Origin of the sequence: Caulobacter endophyticus (genome assembly GCF_029543245.1) — a bacterium.
GTDB classification, from domain to species: domain Bacteria; phylum Pseudomonadota; class Alphaproteobacteria; order Caulobacterales; family Caulobacteraceae; genus Caulobacter; species Caulobacter endophyticus_A.
Map to the genome: position 1 here is coordinate 56,625 of NZ_JARQWV010000025.1, position 21,502 is coordinate 78,126.

20 protein-coding genes and 2 pseudogenes are annotated in these 21,502 nt (G+C 69.8%); 13 read left to right on the top strand and 9 right to left on the bottom strand.

Annotation, left to right across the window (positions count from 1 at the left end; genetic code table 11):
* Positions 1-48: 48 nt before the first annotated feature.
* A complete protein-coding gene (locus tag P7A99_RS20815; protein WP_277795663.1) occupies positions 49-588 on the top strand; it encodes a peroxiredoxin family protein in 540 nt (179 codons plus the stop codon).
* A 177-nt stretch (positions 589-765) separates the two neighbouring features.
* On the opposite strand, the gene ppk2 is transcribed toward P7A99_RS20815, so the two are convergent.
* Positions 766-1,542: a polyphosphate kinase 2 gene (gene ppk2, locus P7A99_RS20820; RefSeq protein ID WP_277795664.1), complete on the bottom strand. Its 777-nt coding sequence runs from the start codon at positions 1,540-1,542 to the stop codon at positions 766-768.
* Between the two features lie 47 nt (positions 1,543-1,589).
* On the opposite strand from ppk2, the gene P7A99_RS20825 reads away from it, so the two are divergent.
* Positions 1,590-2,309, top strand: a complete 720-nt coding sequence (locus P7A99_RS20825) for a 16S rRNA (uracil(1498)-N(3))-methyltransferase (protein ID WP_277795665.1) — start codon at positions 1,590-1,592, stop codon at positions 2,307-2,309.
* Here the strand turns inward: P7A99_RS20825 and P7A99_RS20830 are convergent.
* Positions 2,306-3,070, bottom strand: a complete 765-nt coding sequence (locus P7A99_RS20830) for a tetratricopeptide repeat protein (protein ID WP_277795666.1) — start codon at positions 3,068-3,070, stop codon at positions 2,306-2,308. The genes P7A99_RS20825 and P7A99_RS20830 overlap by 4 nt on opposite strands.
* Positions 3,071-3,328: 258 nt before the next feature.
* Here P7A99_RS20830 and P7A99_RS20835 point away from each other — a divergent pair, with 258 nt between their 5' ends.
* Positions 3,329-4,690, top strand: a complete 1,362-nt coding sequence (locus P7A99_RS20835) for a glutamate--cysteine ligase (RefSeq protein ID WP_277795667.1) — start codon at positions 3,329-3,331, stop codon at positions 4,688-4,690.
* A 175-nt stretch (positions 4,691-4,865) separates the two neighbouring features.
* Here the strand turns inward: P7A99_RS20835 and P7A99_RS20840 are convergent, their stop codons facing one another.
* Both P7A99_RS20840 and P7A99_RS20845 read right to left on the bottom strand, forming a co-directional pair.
* The gene (locus tag P7A99_RS20840) at positions 4,866-5,498 is read right to left on the bottom strand and encodes a lysoplasmalogenase (RefSeq protein WP_277795668.1); all 633 of its coding nucleotides are present in this window, start codon (positions 5,496-5,498) and stop codon (positions 4,866-4,868) included.
* The gene (locus P7A99_RS20845; protein WP_277795669.1) at positions 5,491-5,913 is read right to left on the bottom strand and encodes a YkvA family protein; all 423 of its coding nucleotides are present in this window, start codon (positions 5,911-5,913) and stop codon (positions 5,491-5,493) included. Before P7A99_RS20845 ends, P7A99_RS20840 begins: the two co-directional genes overlap by 8 nt.
* Before the next feature lie 55 nt (positions 5,914-5,968).
* Between P7A99_RS20845 and P7A99_RS20850 the strand changes: the two genes are divergently transcribed.
* A complete protein-coding gene (locus tag P7A99_RS20850; protein WP_277795670.1) occupies positions 5,969-6,751 on the top strand; it encodes an SDR family NAD(P)-dependent oxidoreductase in 783 nt (260 codons plus the stop codon).
* 142 nt (positions 6,752-6,893) lie between these two features.
* Here the strand turns inward: P7A99_RS20850 and P7A99_RS20855 are convergent, their stop codons facing one another.
* The 4 genes from P7A99_RS20855 to dapB form a co-directional block, all read right to left on the bottom strand.
* On the bottom strand, positions 6,894-7,250 hold the full coding sequence (locus P7A99_RS20855; protein ID WP_277795671.1) for a YdbL family protein: 357 nt from the start codon (positions 7,248-7,250) through the stop codon (positions 6,894-6,896).
* 15 nt (positions 7,251-7,265) lie between these two features.
* Positions 7,266-7,445 carry a YnbE family lipoprotein gene (locus P7A99_RS20860; RefSeq protein WP_058349385.1) on the bottom strand — a complete coding sequence of 60 codons (180 nt, stop codon included), beginning with the start codon at positions 7,443-7,445 and terminating at the stop codon, positions 7,266-7,268.
* 35 nt (positions 7,446-7,480) lie between these two features.
* Complete coding sequence (locus P7A99_RS20865; RefSeq protein WP_277795672.1) at positions 7,481-10,747, bottom strand: intermembrane phospholipid transport protein YdbH family protein; 3,267 nt, start codon at positions 10,745-10,747, stop codon at positions 7,481-7,483.
* Positions 10,748-10,962: 215 nt separating this feature from the next.
* Positions 10,963-11,745 (bottom strand): 4-hydroxy-tetrahydrodipicolinate reductase, encoded by a 783-nt coding sequence (gene dapB / locus P7A99_RS20870; protein WP_277795673.1) that lies wholly within the window; start codon positions 11,743-11,745, stop codon positions 10,963-10,965.
* 261 nt (positions 11,746-12,006) lie between these two features.
* Here dapB and P7A99_RS20875 point away from each other — a divergent pair, with 261 nt between their 5' ends.
* The 4 genes and pseudogenes from P7A99_RS20875 to P7A99_RS20885 all read left to right on the top strand — a co-directional run bounded on the left by P7A99_RS20875 (position 12,007) and on the right by P7A99_RS20885 (position 17,100).
* Positions 12,007-14,289 (top strand): NADP-dependent malic enzyme, encoded by a 2,283-nt coding sequence (locus tag P7A99_RS20875; RefSeq protein WP_277795674.1) that lies wholly within the window; start codon positions 12,007-12,009, stop codon positions 14,287-14,289.
* 460 nt (positions 14,290-14,749) lie between these two features.
* Entirely contained in the window at positions 14,750-16,171 is a 1,422-nt protein-coding gene (locus P7A99_RS20880; RefSeq protein ID WP_277795675.1) for a sensor histidine kinase, read from the top strand.
* A gap of 17 nt (positions 16,172-16,188) precedes the next feature.
* Positions 16,189-16,285 (top strand): annotated as a pseudogene (locus P7A99_RS25270) (hypothetical protein); the annotation flags it as partial.
* 50 nt (positions 16,286-16,335) lie between these two features.
* Positions 16,336-17,100: a 3-oxoacyl-ACP reductase gene (locus P7A99_RS20885; RefSeq protein ID WP_101716051.1), complete on the top strand. Its 765-nt coding sequence runs from the start codon at positions 16,336-16,338 to the stop codon at positions 17,098-17,100.
* 7 nt (positions 17,101-17,107) lie between these two features.
* On the opposite strand, the pseudogene P7A99_RS20890 reads toward P7A99_RS20885, so the two are convergent.
* Positions 17,108-17,229, bottom strand: a pseudogene (locus P7A99_RS20890) (hypothetical protein); the annotation flags it as partial.
* A gap of 106 nt (positions 17,230-17,335) precedes the next feature.
* Here P7A99_RS20890 and P7A99_RS20895 point away from each other — a divergent pair.
* From P7A99_RS20895 to P7A99_RS20915, 5 genes are read left to right on the top strand one after another with little or no spacing between them, the layout of a single operon-like run.
* Positions 17,336-17,605: an usg protein gene (locus P7A99_RS20895; RefSeq protein ID WP_277795676.1), complete on the top strand. Its 270-nt coding sequence runs from the start codon at positions 17,336-17,338 to the stop codon at positions 17,603-17,605.
* Positions 17,606-17,655: 50 nt separating this feature from the next.
* On the top strand, positions 17,656-18,300 hold the full coding sequence (locus P7A99_RS20900) for a phosphoribosylanthranilate isomerase (RefSeq protein WP_277795677.1): 645 nt from the start codon (positions 17,656-17,658) through the stop codon (positions 18,298-18,300).
* A 17-nt stretch (positions 18,301-18,317) separates the two neighbouring features.
* The gene (gene trpB / locus P7A99_RS20905; protein WP_277795678.1) at positions 18,318-19,538 is read left to right on the top strand and encodes a tryptophan synthase subunit beta; all 1,221 of its coding nucleotides are present in this window, start codon (positions 18,318-18,320) and stop codon (positions 19,536-19,538) included.
* Between the two features lie 23 nt (positions 19,539-19,561).
* Positions 19,562-20,389, top strand: a complete 828-nt coding sequence (gene trpA, locus P7A99_RS20910; protein WP_277795679.1) for a tryptophan synthase subunit alpha — start codon at positions 19,562-19,564, stop codon at positions 20,387-20,389.
* Between the two features lie 12 nt (positions 20,390-20,401).
* Positions 20,402-21,325 carry an acetyl-CoA carboxylase carboxyltransferase subunit beta gene (locus P7A99_RS20915; protein ID WP_277795680.1) on the top strand — a complete coding sequence of 308 codons (924 nt, stop codon included), beginning with the start codon at positions 20,402-20,404 and terminating at the stop codon, positions 21,323-21,325.
* Positions 21,326-21,502: the final 177 nt, after the last annotated feature.

Sequence of the window (21,502 nt, forward strand, 5' to 3'; positions counted from 1 at the left end):
CGCGCTCGGCTTCACCCATCTATTAGCGGGCAAGCCACGAGGCCCTCGATGAAGCCGCTGCCCACGCCCCCGCCCCTGATCACCACCCGCTGGTTCAACTCCGACGGACCGCCCGCCCTCGCCGGCCGGGTGGTGGCGGTCTATGCCTTCCAGATGCTGTGCCCCGGCTGCGTGGCCAACGCCCTGCCCCAGGCCCAGCGCCTGCGCGAGGCCTTCGCCGAGACCGACCTGGCGGTGATCGGCCTGCACACGGTGTTCGAGCACCACGAGGCCAATACCCCCGCGGCGCTGGAGGCCTTCCTGCACGAATACCGCATCAGGTTCCCGGTCGGCATCGACGCCCCTGACCCCAGCGGCGGACCCATTCCCCAGACTATGCGGGCCTACGCATTGCAGGGCACGCCCAGCCTGCTGCTGTTCGACCGCCAGGGCCGCCTCGTGCACAAGCTGTTCGGCCACCCGCCCGACCTGACCCTGGGCGCAGCCGTCCAGGCCCTGGTGCAGTCGGGAGAGGCCGCGGCGACTGCGGGATCGGCCGAGGCTGCGGATGGCTGCGCGGACGGCGTCTGCGCCGCGCCGACGGTCTAGGTCCTCCAAGGTTCGTCATCCCGGAAAGCCCGCAGGGCTTATCCGGGACCCAGGGGACTGGGCTCGTAGATGCAGCCACCGCCCAGGCGGTCGCAAACGCGATGCGGCGGCCCCTGGGTCCCGGCTCTGCGCGCTACGCGCTCCGGCCGGGATGACGGTGTGAGAGACGCCCCCCCCCTACCGCGCCAGCCGCCCGTCGCTCAGCGCCGCCGGCTCGAAGCGGAAGATCACTTCCGGATCGGGCTCGGGCACGCCCTTGAGGATCTTCTTGCCGGCCGCCCCGCTAGGCGCGGCCGCGTGCAGCAGCCAGCGGATGATGTTCAGCCGGGCGGCCTTCTTGTGGTCGGCGCGCACGCACACCCAGGGCGCGGCCTCGGTGTGGGTTCGGGTCAGCATGTCGTCGCGGGCGGCGGTGTAGTCGTCCCACTTCTCCTGGGCGACGGCGTCCAGCGGGCTGGTCTTGAAGGCCTTCAGCGGATCCTCGCGCCGGGCCTTCAGCCGCTCGGCCTGCGTCTCCTTGCCGATGTCGAGCCAGAACTTGGAAAAGCGCATGCCGCTCTCCACCAGCATCCGCTCGAAGCCGGGCACGTCGCGCAGGAACTGCTCCTGCTGCTGGGGCGTGGAAAAGCCCATCACCCGCTCGACCCCGGCCCGATTGTACCAGGAGCGGTTGAAGATCACCGCCTCGCCGCAGGCCGGCAGCCATTCCACATAGCGCTGGAAGTACCACTCGCTGACCTCGCGGTCGCTTGGCTTGGGCAGGGCCGCGACGATGGTCTGGCGCCGGTGCAGATGCTCGGTGATGCGGGCGATGGCGCCGTCCTTGCCGGCGGCGTCGCGGCCCTCGAAGATCGCCAGCAGCTTCCACTGCTTGTCCATGGCGTGCTTCTGCAGGGCGATCAGCGCGATCTGAAGGTCGCGCAGTTCCTCGTCGTAGTCGCGGTCCTTGCTCATGGGAACGAGCCTACCCCCGAAATAGAAACCTGGGCTAGAAGGAGCGCATGATCCGCCTCTTCGTGCCCCAGCCGCTGTCCAAGGACGCCGGAATCGCTCCGACCCAGGAGCAGTCGCGCTATCTCGTCCAGGTCATGCGCCTTGGCGTCGGCGCCGAGATCCTGGTGTTCAACGGGACCGACGGCGAGTGGCGCGCCAGCCTGGTCGACGCCGGCAAGCGCGGCTGCCTGCTGAAGGCCGAGGAGCAGACCCGCCCGCAGGTCACCCCGCCCGACCTCGACCTCATCGTCGCCATGGTCAAGCGCGGCCGGGTCGAGACCATCGTCGAGAAGGCCGCCGAACTGGGCGCCCGCCGGGTGCGCCTGACGGTCACCCGCCGCACCAATGTCGACTACATGAAGCTGGCGCGCCTGGACGCCATCGCCATGGAGGCCGCCGAGCAGACCGGCCGCCTCGACGTGCCGGCGATCCTGGATCCCGAGAAGCTCGACAAGATCCTCGACGGCTGGGACGAGAGCCGGCGTCTGGTGTTCTGCGACGAGGGCGGCGACGCCAAGCCCGCCATCCAGGCCCTGGCCGGAACCGGCGATCCCGCCGCCATCCTGATCGGCCCCGAAGGCGGCTTCTCCCCCGAGGAGCGCGAGCGCCTGCGCTCGCTGCCGTTCGTGACGCCGGTGTCGCTGGGCCCGCGCATTCTGCGGGCCGACACCGCCGCGATCAGCGCCATGACCCTGTGGCAGGCCGCGGCGGGGGACTGGCGCGCCTAAAGCCCACAGGCCTTGTTCACGAACTCGGCGTCCTTGGCCCCTTGAGCCGAGGGCGCGCCACGGCCCTCGTACTCGTAGAAGGTCACGCTCGACGCGCCGCCCGACACCTGCTTGGGCCGCGCGACGCTGTAGCCGTCGATCTTGAGCCGGACGGCGCGATAGCGTGTCGCGGCGATCATGCCGCTGTCGTCGGGGCCGTACAGCGCGACGAAATCGCCGCCCGAGCCTGCCGCACGCACATACTCGTTGGCCTTGCCGAACATCGCCATGGTGGTCTTGGCGCGCTCGTAACCCAGGCGCTCGATCGCCGCCTTGGCGCAGACAAGCTTGTCGTCCTCGGCCTTGGCGATCCTGGCCAGTTCGTTGAAAGCCGGCATCGAGCCGTGCCGGTCGGCGCGGACAAGATAGTCGACGCCCTTGTCCCGGTCCGCCGCCAGGCCCTGGCCGTTCAGATAGCGCACGCCCAGGCGATACTCGGCGTCCATGTGGCCGCCGTCGGCCGCCTGCCGCAGATAGGCCAGCGCCTTGACCTCGTCCTTGGCGACGTCGCCGCCGCTCTCGTAGGCGCGGGCCAGGAAATAGGCGACCAGCACGTTTCCCGCCTTGGCCGCCAGCTCCATCTGCCGGAAGGCCTCGTCCTTGTTGCCTGCCTTGGCGGCCTCCTGGGCGGCGGCGATGTATCCCGCCCCGGGCGTCTGCTCCTGGGCCAGGGCCGGCGCGGCGACCAGGACCAAGGCCGTGAGCAACGGTGCGAACTTCATCTTCCCCTCCCCCGTCCGCGGCCTCGCCGCAGGCTTCTCGACGCCATGCTTAGGATTTTTCGGCGCGTCCCAGAACAGGGATTTTCGTCGCGCCCCGTCCGACGTCCGCCGAGGCGAGACCGAACGGTAACGCTAATTGTAGCGGACCCTCTTGAGGTCGGCTAAGACAGCGCCCAACTGCGCTCCACGCGTTTCGTGGCGGTCGGGGGGAATTGGGCCCCTCCCCTCCTGTAGCATCTGTTTTTAGGGGAGACGGCGATGGCCGACACCGCCAGCCTGGATCAGCGCCCGCTGACCCTCGAAGACCTGACCGCCTATTTCGCCAAGGGCTGCAAGCCCAAGTCGGCCTTCCGCGTCGGCGCCGAGCACGAGAAGTTCGGCTTCTATCTCGGTTCCCACGCGCCGGTGCCCTACTACGGCGACAAGGGCGTGCACGCCCTGCTGGTGGGCCTGCAGCGCTTCGGCTGGAAGCCGGTGATGGAGGGCGATGTGATCATCGGCCTCGAGCGCAACGGCGCCAATGTCAGCCTCGAGCCCGGCGGCCAGTTCGAGCTCTCGGGCGCCCCGCTGCTGACCATGCACGACATCTGCGAGGAGACCGGCGGGCACCTCGACGAGGTCAAGACCGTGGCCGATGAGCTGGGCCTGGGCTTCCTCGGCGTCGGCTTCTCGCCGCAGTGGAAGCGCGAGGAAGTGCCGGTGATGCCCAAGGGCCGGTACGTGATCATGCGCAACTACATGCCCAAGGTCGGCAACCTCGGCCTCGACATGATGCTGCGCACCTGCACGGTGCAGGCCAATCTCGACTTCGAGAGCGAAGCCGACATGGTCGCCAAGTTCCGCATGAGCCTGGCCCTGCAGCCGATCGCCACGGCCCTGTTCGCCAATTCTCCGTTCACGGAAGGAAAGCCCAACGGCTTCCTGTCGTCGCGCGCCAACGTCTGGACCGACACCGACGCCGACCGCACGGGCCTCTTGTCGTTCGTGTTCGAGGACGGCTTCGGCTTCGAGCGCTACGCCCAGTACATGCTCGACGTGCCGATGTACTTCGCCAAGCGCGGCGACCGCTATATCGACCTGGCCGGCCGCAGTTTCCGTGACTTCATCGACGGCAAGATCGAGGAAGTCGGCGGCGAGCGCGCCACCATCAAGGACTGGGCCGACCACGCCACCACCGCCTTCCCGGAAGTTCGCCTGAAGACCTATCTGGAAATGCGCGGCGCCGATGCGGGCCCCTGGAGCCGCCTGTGCGCCCTGCCCGCCCTGTGGACCGGCGTGTTCTACGACGATGCGGCGCTCGCGGCGGCCTGGGACCTGGCCAAGGACTGGACGGTCGAAGACCGCGAAGGCCTGCGCCGCGACGTGCCGACCCAAGGTCTGAAGGCCAAGGTCGCCGGCCGCACCGTGCAGGACGTCGCCAAGGACTTCGTCGCCATCGCCAAGCAGGGCCTGAAGGCCCGCGGCCAGCTGAACGGCGGCTTCCTCGACGAGTCGATCTATCTGGGCGAACTGGAAGAGATCGCCGACAGCGGGATCACCCCGGCCGAACGCCTGCTGGAAAAGTTCCACGGCCCGTGGGGCGGCGACATCGGCAAGCTGTTCGACGAAGGCGCTTACTAAAGACCCTTCTCCCCTTGCGGGAGAAGGTGGCGGCCGAAGGCCGTCGGATGAGGGGTCTCTCAAACATGAGACGCCTCGCCTGGCCTGCCCGCCGCCAAAGCGGATCGGTCTGAGAGACCCCTCACCCGACCTGCTTCGCAGGCCACCCTCTCCCGCAAGGGGAGAGGGATCAGGGTCAGCGCAGCATCCCCACGACGATCCCCGCCTGGCCGCCGATATAGAGGAACCACACGGCCCAGGCCGTGAGCCTCGCCGAGCCGAACAGTTTCGCGCCCTTGAAAAGGTCGAAGGCCAGGATCGCGTCCGAGGCCATGAAGGCCACGGCCCCGACGGTCGCCGGCCAGCGCAGCGTCGGCAGGGCCGCCGCCGAGACCACCATGGCCAGGATCGCCGCCACATAGGCCAGCACCGCCGGCCGCAGCGGTCCCAGCGATCCCCACAGCCGCCGCAACATCACCGCGCCGACCAGGGCCGCGACCGGGGCCAGCACGAAGAAGGCCTGGCTGGGCGCCGTGCGCTCGCGCCAGAAGACGATCACATAGACGACGTGCCCGGCCAGGAACGCCGCCAGGCCGAACGGCAGCCAGCGCTTGGGATCGCCGGCCAGGAAGGCGTCGCCCAGGGCGCACAGCGTCAGGGCCACGGCCAGCAGCACCGTGCCGCCCTCCAGATAGGCCAGCACCGCCAGGGCGCCGGTGGCGGCCGTCTTGACCAGCGTGCGCAGGAACGATGGCGGGCGCTCGACCAGCACCAGGCCATAGGCCAGGGCGCACGCGCCGCAGATCGCCCACAGAACCGTGTCAGTCATCCTTGGAGAGCTTGCTCAGAAAGGCCTGGGCGGCGTCCTTGTGGCGGGTCTTCAGGTTCTTGCCGACGATGGCCAGCAGGGCGGCGATAACGGCCGCATCGTCGGTGAAGCCCAGCGCCGGCAGCACGTCGGGAATGGCGTCGGTGGGCAGCACGAAATAGGCCAGGGCCGCGAACATCATGCCCTTGGCCGCCGTTGGCGTTTCCGGATCCTTCGCGCACCACCACAGCGACAGGGCGTCGGCCGCGAACGGCACCTTGGCGGCCACCTTGCGGATCTTCGGCCAGAAGCCGCGCGCCACCCGCTGCTCGTTGACCCGCACCGTCGCCGGGACCAGCGCCTTCTTCGGGTCCAGCACGTCGTCGGGCGTCACGCCGCCGTTGACGTCGGGGGATGGTTTGGCGTCGGCGCTCATCGGGTTAAACCGCTCCTCAACACATCAATTAAACGCAACCCCAGGGGAAACGTCCATGAAACTCGACAACACCGTCGCCGCCGTCGTCACCGGGGGCGCCTCGGGCCTGGGCGAGGCCACCGCCCGCGCCCTCGCCGCCCAGGGCGTCAAGGTCGCCATCTTCGACATGAACGAGGCTCGCGGCGAAGAGGTCGCCAAGGAGATCGGGGGCGTCTACTGCAAGGTCAACGTCACCAGCGACGCCGATGTCGACGCCGGCTTCGAAAAGGCCCGCGCCGCCCACGGCCAGGAGCGGATCCTGGTCAACTGCGCCGGGGTCGGCAACGCCGCCAAGACCGCCAGCCGCGACAAGGCCACCGGCGAGACCAAGCACTTCCCGCTCGACGCCTTCGACAAGGTCATCCAGATCAATCTGGTGGGCACCTTCCGCTGCATCGCCAAGTCGGCCAAGGGCATGCTCGACCTCGAGCCGCTGCAAGACGGCGAGCGCGGCGCCATCGTCAACACCGCCAGCGTGGCGGGCGAGGACGGCCAGGTCGGCCAGGCGGCCTATTCGGCCAGCAAGGGCGGCGTCATCGGCATGACCCTGCCGATCGCCCGCGACCTGATGAACGACGGCATCCGCGTCAACACCATCCTGCCGGGCATCTTCAACACCCCGCTGATGAACGCCGCGCCGGAAAACGTGAAGGCGGCCCTGGCCGCCAGCGTGCCCTTCCCCAAGCGCCTGGGCGACCCGGCCGAATACGCCCAGCTGGCGCTCACCATGATCACCTGCGGCTACTTCAACGGCGAGGACGTGCGCCTGGACGGCGGCATCCGCATGGCGCCGCGGTAAGCCAAGATCCTCCCCCTCTGGGGGAGGTGGCCCGGAGGGCCGGAGGGTGGACGTTTTCAGCTTCCGGAGAGGGGGCCGGTCTGGCGGCCGCTTCCCTCTCCGTCCGCTTCGCGGACACCTCTCCCTTCAGGGAGAGGGTCTTTTACTTCTTCACCCAGCCGCCGCCGAGCGGCTTCCAGTACTGGCCGGCGCCCAGGCGGGCGTAGAGCTGCTTGGCGGTGGCCTGGCCGGCGGCGTCGGCGGTGACGCCGGTCTTGGCGGCGGTGTCCTTGTAGACGGCCGCGCGGCCGGTGTTGATCTCGGCCACGGCGGCGCGCAGGTCGGCGTCGCCGCCCGACACGATGCCGAGGAAGCCGTCGGCCTGCTCGCCGACCGTGCCGGCGGACTTGGCGGCGTCAACGGCGGCCTTGGCGGCGGCCGACTGGGCCATCACGGGGGCGGCGGCGACCGCGCCCAGGGCGGCGGCGATGGCCAAAACCGTCATCGTCTTGCGGATCATGGCGGTTCCTCCTTGTTAGAACAGGTTCGGGTTCTGCTGGATCAGCGTCTGGACTTCCTTGTCCAGCCGCACCCGCACGTCGGCGTCCAGCTTGGCGTAGATGTTGATCGGGTCGACCTTGACGCGGACGGTCGGGGTGCAGGCCGCAAGGCCTCCCGCCGCCAGCAGGGTCGCGATCAGGACGCGCTTGTGCATGGCTTTGTCTCCAATTCGGGGATGAGGTTGCGCGGTCACGGCTGAACCGGCGCTGAACGGCGTGTTTCCTCGGTCTCTTCGGCGAAGCGACGGCCCCAGGCGGCCAGAAGCTCGTCGAAATTGAGCGAGGTGTCGAGCGTCAGGTCCACCGGCGTCTTGGCCGGCAGCGGGATCCGTCGCTGGAAGGCCTTGCCGCGGATCAGCTCCAGAATGCCCACCCGGGCCTTCTCGGCGACCTTCGGATCGTGCTCGCCCTTGATGTGGAACAGCATGCCCAGGCGCCCGTTCGGCGTGGAATTGACGCCCGCCTCCAGGGTGTCGAACGCCAGGTTCTCCATGGCCTGGTAGGCGAAGTCCTGGATGGCGTTGACCGGCGCGTCGGCGGGCGGCTGGTTGTTGGGGTTGCCCGGGCTGTCGCTTTCGCCCTGGTTGGCCTCGACGCCGGTCAGGGCCTCGCGGGCGATCGAGATGCGGCCGGGCTTGATGGCCGACAGCTTGCCGTCCAGCAGCTTGAAGCCCTTGTCGCTGAACTGGAACGGCAGGCGGCCCGAGACCACCGCGTCCAGCTTGACCTTCTCGGCCAGGGTCGAGCCGGCGGTCAGCTCGCCCAGGTCCAGGCCGTCGATGACGATGACGCCGGTGATCGGGCCGCCGTCCAGAGGCACATCGATTGGCTCGATCGAGATCCTGCCCTTGGCAGCCGTCAACTGGGCGCGGGACACCTTCAGCGAGGTGGCGCCCAGGGTGAACACGCCCTCCACGGACTCCAGCGGCACTATGGAGTCGATGCGGGTGATCTTCAGGCTCTGGTCGGGGACGCTGGTCAGCGGCGCCAGGCTGTCGAACTTCACGTCGCCGGCCAGGGTCGCCACGAAGCCCAGCGGGCTGGCGCGGAAGTCGAGCCCCTCAGTCGAGACCTCGCCGCTGCTGGTCACGCCCTTGTCGGTCCAGTCGAAGCGGCCGCGGAAGCTAGCCTTGCCTTCGGCCTCGCTGGCGAAGGCGGCCATCGGGCTGACCGCCACCGGCTGCAGCCCCGCCTCCTTGGTGAAGACGATGTTCGAGGCGTCGATCAGCGCCGAGCCGCGGCCGCTCTCCACACCATGCCGGATGTCGATGCGGCCGAGCGCAAAGCCGCTGGTCGTGCCGACGTCGACGCCGCCGCTCCACACGCCCGAGGCCAGGTTGAGCCTACCCGTCGCCTTGACCGGCTCGAAGCGCTTGGCCGAGGCCGCGTCGATCAGCCGGCCTTCGGTCAGCCGCACCTCGGCGCGGTCGAAGCCCTGACCGCCGCCGACGAAGGTTCCGGCCACGCCTTCTGCTTTAGCCTCGGCGGCCGTGATCGTGCCACGGCCGTTGGCGAAGCGGGCCTGGGCCTCCCAGCGGCCATTGGCCACCCGCACCAGCGGCGCGGCGACGGGGCAGACGTCCAGGGCGATGTCCTGGATCGGCCGCTCTCCGGCCTCGCCCGCCTCGATGGCCGCCACCGTGACCGGGGTGCAGCCGGCCAGGCGGAAGTCGAACACGCCGCCGGCGGCGCGGGCCTGACCCTTGATCGTGGCGCTGATCCCTTGCGCCGGCGGCACGTCCAGCTTGCCGGCCAGGGTGACGGGCGAGGAAAAGCCCCGCGCATCGGCCCGCCAGTCGCTGGCGGTCAGGGTCAGCTCGGGCAAGCCGCCGCCGCCCAGCGCCAGGGTCGCGGCCCCGCGCGAGACGCCATGCAGGCTCTCCATCAACCGCCCGCCGCCGGGGGTCAGGGTCGCCTTGGCGCCGCTGGCCGCCGCCAGGGTCACCGGCTTGCCGGCGAAGGCGGCCACGCGGCCCTCGCCGATCTCCAGGCGCAGGTCGTCGGCGTCGAGCGAGAAGTCGGCCAGGGCCTTGCGGGCCGCCGCCGCATATTCGGGGCTGGGCAGGCCGGCGGTCAGGCGCTCGGCGTCGGGGGCGGCCACCGCCCCGTCGGCCCCGGCCCGGCCCTCCAGGGTAAGATTCAGGGTCTCGCCTGCCTGGAAGCGGCCCTTGGCGTCCAGCACCAGGGCCGACAGCCCCAGGCCGTCGCGCGCCGCGCGGCCGACGCCGGCGGCCACCTGGATCGGACCCGACACGCTCATCGGCCGGCCCTTGGGCGCCGAGAACACGAAGGTCTTGGACTTGATGTCGACGGCCGTGCGGGTCAGGGCCGCGCCGCCGGCCACCGCCCGCTCGGCCGTGCCGCGCAGGCGCGCCGGCCCCAGCACCCGGGCGCCGGCCTTGTCGAAATCCACCCGCAGGGCGTCGCTGTCGAGCTCGGCGGTGAAGCTGCGGGCCTCCAGCCCCGGCGCCACCACCCGTCCGGCCCGGGCCTGGCCCGACAGCCGCGCCGCCGCGCCGCCTTGGGTGAAGTTGCCGGCCACCAGGCCCGCCAGGGTCAGGCGGGTCTCGACGTCGTCGAGGCTGGTCTCGCCCGCGCGCAGGCCCTGGGCCTTGATCGACAGCTTGACGTCGGCCGGCCCCGTGGCGGCCAGGCGCTTGAGATCGGGATAGGCGACATCGGCCTCGACCCGGGCGTCGGCGCCTTCGAGGTCCATCTGCTCGGCGTCGAGGGCGTCGATCTGCGCGCGGGCCTCGAGCGACAGGCGGTCGCCGCGCTTGCGGGCCTTCACCATCGCACCGCGCAGCTCGACCTGCAGGTCGCCGGTGGCGTAGCGCATGGCCGCGATCGCCGCGTCCAGCCGCAGCAGCTGGCCGTCGTCGAGGCTGGCGTCGCCGATCAGACGGGCCACGCCGCCGGGGGTCTGCAAGGTGACGCGGGCGTCCTCGACCAGCACCGCCGGCCCGCCTTCCTTTTCCTCGCCGGGCGACTTCAGCGCCTCGTCGATCAGCGGCTGCAACTTGCCGAAGGTCAGCTTTTGCCCGTCATAGCGGGCCTGGAGCCGAGGGCTTGTGATGCGCACGGCCCGGGTGTCGATGGCGAACGGCCCGCCCGACCACGGCGCTTGCAGGTCGTAGGCCACCTCGATGCGCTTGGCCGAGAAATAGGGATCGTTCTTGGGGCCCAGCCGGATCGAGCCGGCAAAGCCCGAGGCGTCCAGGCTTTCGACCGAGATCAGGCCCTCGATGCCGCGCTCGGCCAGCCACGCCTCGGCCAGGGCCTGGCTGATTTCGCGCCGGCCGGCATAGGCCGACATGCCCAGGGCGATGAAGGCCATCATGGCGAACGACGCCGCCTCCAGCCCCGCATCGGCCAGCGCGGCCTTGCTCAGGCGCGGGCTCCGCGCGGGCTTGGCGGGTTTCGTGACGGAATCGGGGTCGGCGTGAGGCTCGGCCATCGGCCGCACCATGCCGCAACCCGTGGCGTTTGTGAGGCCTGAGTTCGAGAAAAGTCAGGAAAGCGACGAAGGCGAAACAAATCCCCCTCCCCCTCGATGGGGGAGGGGCAGGGGTGGGGGTGGCTACGACGGTGGAGGCCGCGCAGGCCGCCGGCTCAGCAGATCACCCCCATCCCCGGCCCTTCCCCCATCAAGGGGGAAAGGAGCGGGCGGTCCTAAACCGCCTTGAAGCCCAGCACCTGCTGCATGTCGTAGATCCCCGGCGCCTTGCCCTGCGCCCACACCGCCGCCGCCACCGCGCCGCGCGCGAACAGGCCGCGGTCGATGGCCGAGTGGGCGATGGTCAGGCTTTCGCTCTCGCCGGCGAAGATCACGCTGTGCTCGCCGATGATGCCGCCGCCGCGCACCACCGAAAAGCCGATCGAGCCTTCCTTGCGCGGACCGGTGACGCCGTCGCGGGCGCGGTCCTCCACTTCGGAGAGAACGACGCCGCGGCCATCAGCGGCGGCCTGGCCCAGCATCAGGGCCGTGCCCGAGGGCGCATCGATCTTGCGCTTGTGGTGGGCCTCGAAGACCTCGATGTCCCAGTCGCTGGCCGGCAGGGCGGCGGCGGCCTGGCGCACCAGGCCCATCAGCATGTTGACGCCCAGCGAGAAGTTGCCCGAGCGCACGATCGTGACCTTTTCGGCGGCCTTGGCCAGGCGCGCGTCCTGCTCGGCCGTGAAGCCGGTCGAGCCGATGATCAGGGCGATCCCGCCGCCGGCCGCGGCGATGGTCTCGGCCAGGGCCACCGAGGCCTCGGGGATGGTGAAGTCGATGATCGCCTGGGCGTCAGCCAGGGCGCTTTCCAGCGCCACTAGGCCCTCGCCTTCCGCCCCCGGACGGTCGAAGCGGGCCACGGCGATCGCGTCGGCGCGGCCTTCCAGGGTGGCGGAGACGGCCTTGCCCATGCGGCCCAGGGCTCCGGCGACGGCGATCCGAACGGGGGACTGGGACACTAAGGTTTTCTCCACGAAACTTGCGCCGCGCCTCGTCGCCCACCCCCTCTCCGGGGTCAACGGATTTATCCGGTGGGCTTCCGTAGCGGGAGCGACGGCGAAACCGCAAACCTTTGCCCAACAAGCGTTTGTACCGGTACCATTTGATATTGTCCGGTTGTAGCCGGCCATACCCGTCGCTAGGCTGACCTACGCATAAGGACGCGTCGCATCGTTCGGCGGGTCCATTTCAACTGGCTACGCAGGACAGGAAACGCCGCCATGAGCGACGCGGAACGCAAGACCTTCACCGACGCGGAGGCCCTGGCCTTCCACCGCTATCCCCAGCCGGGCAAGCTGGCGGTGACCCCCACCAAGCCGATGGCGACCCAGCGCGACCTCAGCCTCGCCTACTCCCCCGGCGTGGCCGTGCCGGTGCACGCGATCGCCGCCGACCCCGACGCCGCCTACGACTACACCTCCAAGGGCAACCTGGTGGCGGTGATCTCCAACGGCACGGCGATCCTGGGCCTGGGCGACCTGGGGGCCCTGGCCTCCAAGCCGGTGATGGAAGGCAAGAGCGTCCTCTTCAAGCGCTTCGCCGACGTCGACAGCATCGACATCGAGGTCACCACAAAAGACGCCGACGAGATCATCACCGTCGTCAAGAACATCGGCGTCACCTTCGGCGGCATCAACCTGGAAGACATCAAGAGCCCCGAGTGCTTCCGCATCGAGACCGAGCTGCAGGAGCTGCTCGACATCCCGGTGTTCCATGACGACCAGCACGGCACCGCCATCATCTGCGCCGCTGGCCTGATCAACGCCTGCCACATCACCGGCAAGAACCTGGCCGACATCAAGGTGGTGCTGAACGGCCCCGGCGCGGCCGGCATCGCCTCGATGGACCTGATCAAGGCCATGGGCGTGCGCCCCGAGAACGTCATCGCCTGCGACAGCAAGGGCGTGCTCTATCGCGGCCGCACCGACGGCATGAACCAGTGGAAGAGCGCCCACGCCGTCGACACCGACAAGCGCACGCTCGCCGAGGCCGTCCAGGGCGCCGACGTGCTGCTGGGCCTGTCGGCCAAGGGCGCGTTCACGCCTGAGATGATCGCCAGCATGGCGCCCAATCCGGTGATCTTCGCCATGGCCAATCCCGATCCGGAGATCACTCCGGAAGAGGTGCACCGCGTGCGCCCCGACGCCATCATGGGCACGGGCCGCAGCGACTATCCCAACCAGGTCAACAACGTCCTGGGCTTTCCCTACATCTTCCGCGGCGCCCTCGACGTGCGGGCCCGCCGCGTCAATCACGAGATGAAGATCGCCTGCGCCCAGGCCCTGGCGATGCTGGCCCGCGAGGACGTGCCCGACGAGGTGGCCGCCGCCTATCACGGCCGCCAGCTGAAGTTCGGCCCCGACTACATCATCCCCTCGGCCTTCGATCCGCGCCTGATCTGGTACGTGCCGCCGTTCGTGGCCCAGGCGGCCATGGACACGGGCGTGGCCCGCAAGCCGATCGCCGACATGGAGGCCTACCGCCAGAGCCTGGCCCAGCGCCTCGACCCCACCGCCGGCTTCCTGCAGAAGATCGCCGGCTCGGTGATGGCCAAGCCCAAGCGCATCGTCTTCGCCGAGGGTGAAGAGCCCAGCGTCATCCGCGCCGCCTACGCCTTCCAGACCGGCGGCTACGGCAAGGCCATCCTCTGCGGCCGCGAGAACCTGGTGCACGAGAACATGAAGCTCGTGGGCCTGGATCCGGAGACCTCGGGGCTCGAAATCCACAACGCCCGCCTCTCCGACCGCAACCCCGACTATGTCGACGCCCTCTACGCCCGGCTCCAGCGCCAGGGCTTCCTCAAGCGCGACGTCCAGCGCCTGATCAACCAGGACCGCAACAGCTTCGCCGCCTCGATGGTCAGCATGGGCGAGGCCGACGGCATGGTCACCGGCGTCACCCGCAGCTTCGACCAGGCTCTGGACGAAGTGCTGCGCGTCGTCGACCCCGCCCCCGGCGGCCGGATCATGGGCATGTCGGTCGTGCTGGCCAAGGGCCGCACCATCTTCGTGGCCGACACCAACGTCACCGAGCTGCCCGACGCCGACGAGCTGGTCGAGATCGCCTGCGAGGCCGCCTCGGCCGTCACCCGCCTGGGCTTCAAGCCGCGCGTGGCCTTCATGAGCTACTCCACCTTCGGCAACCCCATGGGCGAGCGCTCCGACAAGGTGCGCCAGGCCGTGGCCACGCTGGACGAGATGGGCGTCGAGTTCGAATACGAGGGCGAAATGCCCCCCGAACTGGCCCTCGACCCCGAAAAGCGCCTCGCCTACCCGTTCATGCGCCTGACCGACAGCGCCAACATCCTGATCATGCCGGCCATCCACGCCGCCTCGATCTCGACCAAGCTCGTCCAGTCGCTGGGCGGCGCCACGGTGATCGGCCCGGTGCTGCTGGGCCTGTCGAAGTCGGTGCAGATCTGCCCGCTGGGGGCCTCGGTGTCGAAGATCCTCAACATGGCGATGATGGCGGCTTACGACCAGCCGGTGGAAGCGGGGGAGTAGGGGGGCCTGGGCGCCACACAAGCTCGCCTCCCACCCGTCCAATCCCCGCGAAAGCGGAGACCCAGGTGCTTTTCTGAAACGCGGGGCGTTCGCCCCACATCGACGCCTCCCTCGCCCTTGTGGCGAGGGCCCATGGCGGCCGCTACTCAGACGGCGGCCGAACACGAAAGGTCTGAGCAGGCTGAACCATGGATCCTGGGCACAAGGCCCAGGAAGGCGCTCTCTCAAGATCCTCCCCCTGAAGGGGGAGGTGGCCCGGAAGGCCGGAGGGGGAAGTGTCTGATGGGACAGCGACGGCCGCAGACGCAGCAATCCCTTCCCCCTCAGTCGCTTCGCGACAGCTCCCCCTTCAGGGGGAGCATCTGGGCGCCGACGCGAGAATTGGCCCTTTCACCTCATGCGCGAACGGGGCCATGATATCGCCCTTGCCGCCTGCTCCCCTCGGAGACCGCCCGGACCGATGATCGATACGGTCTCGCCCAGCCTGACCACGGCGCTGATGCATGCGCCGATGGGGATCGCCATCTTCGACCGGTCGATGCGGTATCTCGCCCACTCGGCCCAGTACCTGACCGACCAGGGCCTGCCGGCCGACCTGCCGCTGCTGGGACGCGTGCACTACGAGGTGTTTCCCGAGATCCCGCAGTTCTGGCGCGACCTGCATGCGCGGGTGTTGAACGAGGGGGTCGAGCTGCGCGAGGACGGCGGCGACCGCTATGTCGACCGCCATGGCCGGGTCGAGTGGATTCGCTGGTCGATGGCCCCCTGGCGCACCGACGCGGGCGCGGTCGGGGGCCTTGTGCTCTATACCGAGGTGGTCACCGCCGCCGTCGAGGCGCGCCTGCGGCTGGAGGCGGCCGAGGCCCGCTACAAGGCGGTGTTCGAGCAGGCCGCCATGGGCGTGGCGCGGATTTCGCCGCGCGGGGTGTTCCTCGAGGTCAACGACCGCTTCTGCGCCATTACCCGCCGCACGCGCGAGGTCCTTATCGCCGGCAACGCCGCCGAGCTGATCGCGCCGCAGGACCTGCCTGGCGCGCAAGCCCACGTGAAGGCCCTGCTGGCCGGCCGGCTCGACACCTACGCCGCCGAGCGCCGGCTGATCGCCGGCGACGGCGAGGTGCTGTGGATCCGCCTGACCGTCTCCAAGGTGCAGCCGCGCGGGGGCCTGGCCTATCTGGTGGCGATCATCGCCGACATCACCGCCCGCAAGGTGGTCGAGGCCGAGCAGGAGCGTCACCAGGGCCAGTTGCGCCTCCTGATCAACGAGCTGAACCACCGCGTGAAGAACACCCTGGCCACCGTCCAGTCGATGGCCGCCCAGACCCTGCGCAACGAGCCCGACCCGGTCACCGCGTTCGAGAAGTTCGAGCTGCGCCTGCTGGGGCTGTCGCTGGCCCACGACGTGCTGACCCGCGAGAGCTGGCACGGAGCGGATCTGTGCGAGGTGGCCCAGCGGGCCCTGGCGCCGTTCACCGCCGCGGCTGGCCGGGTGTCGGTGGCCGGACCGCCCTGCTTCCTGCCGCCGGGCGGGGCCCTGACCATGTCGCTGGTCTTCCACGAACTGGCCACCAACGCCCTGAAGTACGGGGCGCTGTCCAATCTGGACGGCTCGGTGGCGGTGGCCTGGCGGTTCGACGAGGCGACGCGGGCCCTGTCGCTGACCTGGACCGAGGCCGGCGGCCCCAGGGTCGAGGGGGCGCCTACGCGGCGCGGTTTCGGCTCGCGGCTGATCGAGCGCAGCCTGCGCGGCGAGCTGCGCGGTCACGTCCGCATGGACTGGCGCGAGGAGGGGCTGGTCTGCCGGCTCGAGGCCGTCGCGCCCCTGCCCACCCCGCCCTCGCCCGAGCTCGGCGTCGTCGCCAGCCTGGACGAACGAAGGTAGGACCTCCTCCCCTTTGCGTGGTCCTCGCCCTTCGACAGGCTCAGGGTGAGGACCAGATCCGCCCCACGAGCCTTGGCAAAACCTCATCCTGAGCCTGTCGAAGGACGAGGTTTTCGCCCCGAACTCCGCTAACAACCTGCTGGGCCGAGTTCCAGGAGTAAAGAATGCAGCTGTCCGACCAGATCGTCCTCGTCACCGGCGCCGGCCGGGGCCTGGGGGCCGAGATCGCCCGCGCCTTTTCCCGCCAGGGCGCCCGCGTCGTCGTCAACTACCGCGCCAGCCAGGACGCCGCCGAAGCGCTCGCCGCCGAGCTGGGCGGCCCCGGGCGCGCCATCGCCGTCCAGGCCGACGTCGCCGACCGCGCCGCCGTCGAGGCCATGCTGGCCGCCGCCAAGCAGGCCTTCGGAAGCCATGTGACCACGGTGGTCAACAACGCCCTCGACTACAGCTTCAACGGCGACGCCCGCGCGCATCTGGCCAGCATCGCCTGGGAGGACTTCGAAAAGCAGAACCTGACGGTCCTGAAGGGCGCGCTGAACGTCATCCAGGCCGCAGCCCCCGACATGGCAGACGCCGGTTTCGGCCGCGTCATCAACGTGGGCACCAACCTCTTCCAGAACCCGGTCGTGCCCTATCACGACTACACCGCCGTCAAGGCCGCCCTGCTGTCGCTGACCCGCACGGCCTGCGGCGACCTGGGCCCGGCCGGCATCACGGTCAACATGGTCTCCGGCGGCCTGCTGCGCGTCACCGGCGCCAGCGCCGCCACGCCCGAGCCGGTCTTCGACCTGATCGCCGGCATGACCCCGCTGCGCTCGGTCACCACCCCGGCCGAGTTCGCCGACGCGGTGCTGTTCTTCGCCAGCCCCTGGGCCCGGGCGGTGACGGGCCAGAACCTGGTGGTCGACGGCGGCCTGGTGCGGGATTGATGACGGATCCCTCTCCCCTTGCGGGAGAGGGTGGCCCGCGCAGCGGGTCGGGTGAGGGGTCTCTCAGAAGCTTGCGGAGAGGCCTTTCGACCCCTCATCCGACGCCTTCGGCGCCACCTTCTCCCGCAAGGGGAGAAGGAATCCGGAGGTGCGACGCCCTGCCGTCTTGAGCGACTCGCCCCGTAGGCGGACGGTTTCTCGGTGACGCTTAACCGTTGTCGAAAGGCTGCTCTCGATGACTTCCCGCGCGTTCGAACTGCAGATGCTGGGCTACGGCCTGACCACGGCCAACATCTGCTACCACCTGCCCGACCACCCGCACCTGCTGCAGCTCTATGTCTGGCAGGAGTACGATCTGGCCCCGAAGTTCCCCACCCTGAAGGGCTTCCTCGACTTCTGGAGTCGCGAACTGGACGGGGTGCTGCACTCGGTGCAGGTGGCCCACGGCCGGCTGATCGGCCCGGCCGAATGGAAGGCGGTCAACGGGGTGTTCACGCTGCAATGAGAACGGCGGCGGGGGTTGCGCGGCGGGCTTACGCACCGTAACTCTCCCCGATGACCACCAAGGCCAAGATCTGCGGGCTCTCGACGCCGGAGACGGTGAAGACCGCCTTCGACGGCGGCGCGGCCTATCTGGGCTTCGTCTTCTTCGCCAGGAGCCCCCGCAACGTCGAGCCCGAGACCGCCGCCCGTCTCGTGGAACCGGTGCGCGGCCGCGGCGTGCAGACCGTGGCGGTCACCGTCGATCCCGACGACGCCTTGATCGACCGGCTGATGGCCACCATGCGCCCCGACCTGATCCAGGTGCACGGCAAGGAGACCCCCAGCCGCGTGCGCGAGATCGCCCAGCGCAGCGGCGTCGGCGTCATCAAGGCCTTCTCGGTCTCATCATCCGCCGACGTCGACCAGGCCAAGGCTTACGAGACCTTGGCCGAGCAGTTTCTTTTCGACGCCCGGCCGGTGGAAGGATCCGCCCTGCCCGGCGGCACCGGCGCAAGGTTCGACTGGAGCCTGCTGCAAGGCCGGCGATTTTCTCGCCCGCATTTCCTCGCCGGCGGCCTGGATCCGTGGAACGTGGGCGCCGCCGTGGCCGCCTCCGGAGCCCCGCTGGTGGACGTTTCCTCTGGCGTGGAACGCGGTCCGGGCCTAAAGGACCCGGCTCTGATCACGGCGTTTCTCGACGCCGTCAAACGCGCCTGACCTAACTGGAAACGCCCGTGAACGCTCCTGCCAAGCCCAACGACTGGTCCGCCTATCCCGACGCCAAGGGGCGCTTCGGCGAGTTCGGCGGCCTGTATGTGGCCGAAACCCTGATGCCGCTCGTGCTCGAGCTGGACAAGGCCTACCAGGAAGCCAAGAACGATCCGGCCTTCCAGGCCGAGCTGCGCGGCTACCTGACCCACTACGTGGGCCGTCCCTCGCCGCTCTATTTCGCCGAGCGCCTGACCCGCCATTTCGGCGGCGCCAAGATCTACTTCAAGCGCGAAGAGCTGAACCACACCGGCGCGCACAAGATCAACAACTGCATGGGCCAGATCCTGCTGGCCCAGCGCATGGGCAAGACCCGGATCATCGCCGAGACCGGCGCCGGCCAGCACGGCGTGGCGAGCGCGACCGTGTCGGCGCGCTTTGGCCTGCCCTGCATCGTCTATATGGGCGCCGTCGACGTCGCCCGGCAGAAGCCCAACGTCTTCCGCATGAACCTCCTGGGCGCCGAAGTGCGTCCGGTGACCTCGGGGGCCGCGACCCTCAAGGACGCCATGAACGAGGCCATGCGCGACTGGGTGACCAACGTCGAAGACACCTATTACCTGATCGGCACCGCCGCCGGCCCGCACCCCTATCCGGCCATGGTCCGCGACTTCCAGGCAGTGATCGGCGCCGAGACCCGCGAGCAGATCCAGGAACTGGAAGGCCGTTTGCCTGACGCCGTCGTCGCCTGCGTTGGGGGTGGCAGCAACGCCATCGGCATGTTCCACCCGTTCCTCGGCGACGAGAGCGTGAAGATCTACGGCGTGGAAGCCTCGGGCCATGGTCTCGACACCGACAAGCACGCCGCCTCGCTGACCGGCGGGCGTCCGGGCGTGCTGCACGGCAACCGCACCTACCTGCTGCAGGACGACGACGGCCAGATCCTCGACGCCCACTCGATCAGCGCCGGCCTCGACTATCCGGGCATCGGTCCGGAGCACTCGTTCCTGCACGACATCGGCCGCGCCCAGTACCTGACCTGCACCGACGACGAGGCGCTGAAGGCCTTCCAGCTGTGCGCCGAACTCGAGGGTATCATCCCCGCCCTGGAAAGCGCCCACGCGCTGGCCAAGCTGCCGCAGCTGGCCAAGGAGATCGGCGAGGGCGGCGTGATCGTCATGTGCCTGTCGGGCCGTGGCGACAAGGACATCTTCACCGTGGCCGACGCGCTCGGGCGCTCGATCTAAGCTCTGGCGATCCGAAGGCTTCCATGACCAAAGACCGCATCGACCGCCGTTTCGCGGCGCTGAAGGCCGAGAACCGCGCCGGCTTCGTCGCCTATGTGATGGCCGGCGATCCCGACGCCGCGACCGCGCTGGAGATCCTCAAAGGCCTGCCGGCCGCCGGCGCCGACCTGATCGAGCTGGGCTTCCCGTTCTCGGACCCGATGGCCGAGGGCCCGACCATCCAGCGCGCCAGCCAGCGCGCCCTGGCCGGCAAGATGACCCTGAACGGCACGCTCGAGCTGGCCCGCGCCTTCCGCGAAGGCGACCAGGACACCCCGCTGATCCTGATGGGCTATCTGAACCCGTTGGTGAACAAGGGCTTCGACGTCTTCGCCAAAGACGCCGCCCAAGCCGGCGTCGACGGCCTGATCGTCGTCGACTGCCCGCCGGAGGAAGCCGATCCGCTGAGCGACGCGCTGGAAGCCGAAGGCATCTCGCTGATTCGCCTGGCCTCGCCGACGACCGACGAAAAGCGCCTGCCGGCCGTCGTGCGCCGCACCTCGGGCTTCGTCTACTACGTGTCGGTGGCCGGCGTGACCGGCGTCAAGGAAGCCGACGCCGATGCTGTCGCGCCCGCCGTCGAGCGCCTGCGCGCGGCCGCGCAACTGCCTGTGGCGGTTGGCTTTGGCATCCGCACGGCCGAGCGCGCCGCCGAGGTGGCCCGGGTCGCCGACGCCGCCGTCGTGGGCTCGGCGCTGGTCGACGAGATTGAATCAGCGGGCAAGCTGAACGAAAACGTGACCCAAAAGGTTCTTTCCAAGGCGTCGGAGCTGGCTAAGGCTGTGCGATCCGCGCGACAAGATACGGTGTGAGGCTGTAAGGCTATGGCGATGGCTGAACCCCAAGGCCCCAAGAAGGGCGACAAGACCAAGAGCTCGACCGACCGCCGAGGCGGTTGGCTGTCGCGTATCGCCCCCGGCGTGCGCGGGGCCTTCGCCAAGCGCGAGACGCCCGAGAACCTCTGGGTCAAGTGCCCCGACACGGGCGAGATGATCTACCGCTCCGACCTGGAGGCGGCCCTGTGGGTCACCCCGGCCGGACGCCACATGCGCATCGGTCCTGAAGCGCGCTTCAAGTTCACCTTCGACGAGGGCCAGTACGAGGCCCTGCCGACCCCGTCGGTCGTCGAGGACCCGCTGAAGTTCTCGGACGGCAAGCCCTACAAGGACCGCCTGGCCGCCGCGCGCAAGAGCACCGGCGAGCAGGACGCCATGGCCATCGGCTACGGCAAGATCGCCGGCGTCGACGCCGTCGTGCTGGTGCAGGACTTCGCTTTCATGGGCGGTTCCCTGGGCATGGCCGCCGGTGAAGGCTTCATCGCCGCCGCCAAGGCCGCCCTGCAGCGGCAGGTCCCGCTGGTCGCCTTCACCGCCGCCGGCGGCGCGCGCATGCAGGAAGGCGCCCTGTCGCTGATGCAGATGGCCCGCACCACCCTGGCCATCAACGAGCTGAACGACGCGGCCCTGCCCTATGTCGTGGTCCTCACCGACCCGACCACCGGCGGCGTCACCGCCTCCTACGCCATGCTCGGCGACGTGCACCTGGCCGAGCCGGGCGCCCTGATCGGCTTCGCCGGTCCGCGCGTCATCGAGCAGACCATCCGTGAGACCCTGCCGCCGGGCTTCCAGCGCTCGGAGTACCTCGTCGAGAAGGGCATGGTCGACCGCGTCACCGCCCGCAAGGACCTGCCCGAGACCCTCGGCTCGATCCTCGGCACCCTGATGCTGGGCCGTCGCAAGGCGGCTTGATCCTGAAGTTCCTCCCCCGCATGCGGGGGAGGGGGACCGCGAAGCGGTGGAGGGGGCGAACGCCGCACTCCGTCCCGGGCCCCCCCCCCCCCCCCCCCCCGAGAGCCCCCGCCCCCCCCCCCCCCCGGGGGGGGGCGCGGGCCGGGGGCCCCCACACCCCCACCCCCCCCCCCCCCC

Excerpts from the sequence above, each read along its gene's own strand:
- P7A99_RS20815 (WP_277795663.1), top strand. The coding sequence starts at position 49 with ATGAAGCCGCTGCCCACGCCCCCGCCCCTGATCACCACCCGCTGGTTC.
- ppk2 (WP_277795664.1), bottom strand. The coding sequence starts at position 1,542 with ATGAGCAAGGACCGCGACTACGACGAGGAACTGCGCGACCTTCAGATC.
- P7A99_RS20825 (WP_277795665.1), top strand. The coding sequence starts at position 1,590 with ATGATCCGCCTCTTCGTGCCCCAGCCGCTGTCCAAGGACGCCGGAATC.
- P7A99_RS20830 (WP_277795666.1), bottom strand. The coding sequence starts at position 3,070 with ATGAAGTTCGCACCGTTGCTCACGGCCTTGGTCCTGGTCGCCGCGCCG.
- P7A99_RS20835 (WP_277795667.1), top strand. The coding sequence starts at position 3,329 with ATGGCCGACACCGCCAGCCTGGATCAGCGCCCGCTGACCCTCGAAGAC.
- P7A99_RS20840 (WP_277795668.1), bottom strand. The coding sequence starts at position 5,498 with ATGACTGACACGGTTCTGTGGGCGATCTGCGGCGCGTGCGCCCTGGCC.
- P7A99_RS20845 (WP_277795669.1), bottom strand. The coding sequence starts at position 5,913 with ATGAGCGCCGACGCCAAACCATCCCCCGACGTCAACGGCGGCGTGACG.
- P7A99_RS20850 (WP_277795670.1), top strand. The coding sequence starts at position 5,969 with ATGAAACTCGACAACACCGTCGCCGCCGTCGTCACCGGGGGCGCCTCG.
- P7A99_RS20855 (WP_277795671.1), bottom strand. The coding sequence starts at position 7,250 with ATGATCCGCAAGACGATGACGGTTTTGGCCATCGCCGCCGCCCTGGGC.
- P7A99_RS20860 (WP_058349385.1), bottom strand. The coding sequence starts at position 7,445 with ATGCACAAGCGCGTCCTGATCGCGACCCTGCTGGCGGCGGGAGGCCTT.
- P7A99_RS20865 (WP_277795672.1), bottom strand. The coding sequence starts at position 10,747 with ATGGCCGAGCCTCACGCCGACCCCGATTCCGTCACGAAACCCGCCAAG.
- P7A99_RS20875 (WP_277795674.1), top strand. The coding sequence starts at position 12,007 with ATGAGCGACGCGGAACGCAAGACCTTCACCGACGCGGAGGCCCTGGCC.
- P7A99_RS20880 (WP_277795675.1), top strand. The coding sequence starts at position 14,750 with ATGATCGATACGGTCTCGCCCAGCCTGACCACGGCGCTGATGCATGCG.
- P7A99_RS20885 (WP_101716051.1), top strand. The coding sequence starts at position 16,336 with ATGCAGCTGTCCGACCAGATCGTCCTCGTCACCGGCGCCGGCCGGGGC.
- P7A99_RS20895 (WP_277795676.1), top strand. The coding sequence starts at position 17,336 with ATGACTTCCCGCGCGTTCGAACTGCAGATGCTGGGCTACGGCCTGACC.
- P7A99_RS20900 (WP_277795677.1), top strand. The coding sequence starts at position 17,656 with ATGACCACCAAGGCCAAGATCTGCGGGCTCTCGACGCCGGAGACGGTG.
- trpA (WP_277795679.1), top strand. The coding sequence starts at position 19,562 with ATGACCAAAGACCGCATCGACCGCCGTTTCGCGGCGCTGAAGGCCGAG.
- P7A99_RS20915 (WP_277795680.1), top strand. The coding sequence starts at position 20,402 with ATGGCGATGGCTGAACCCCAAGGCCCCAAGAAGGGCGACAAGACCAAG.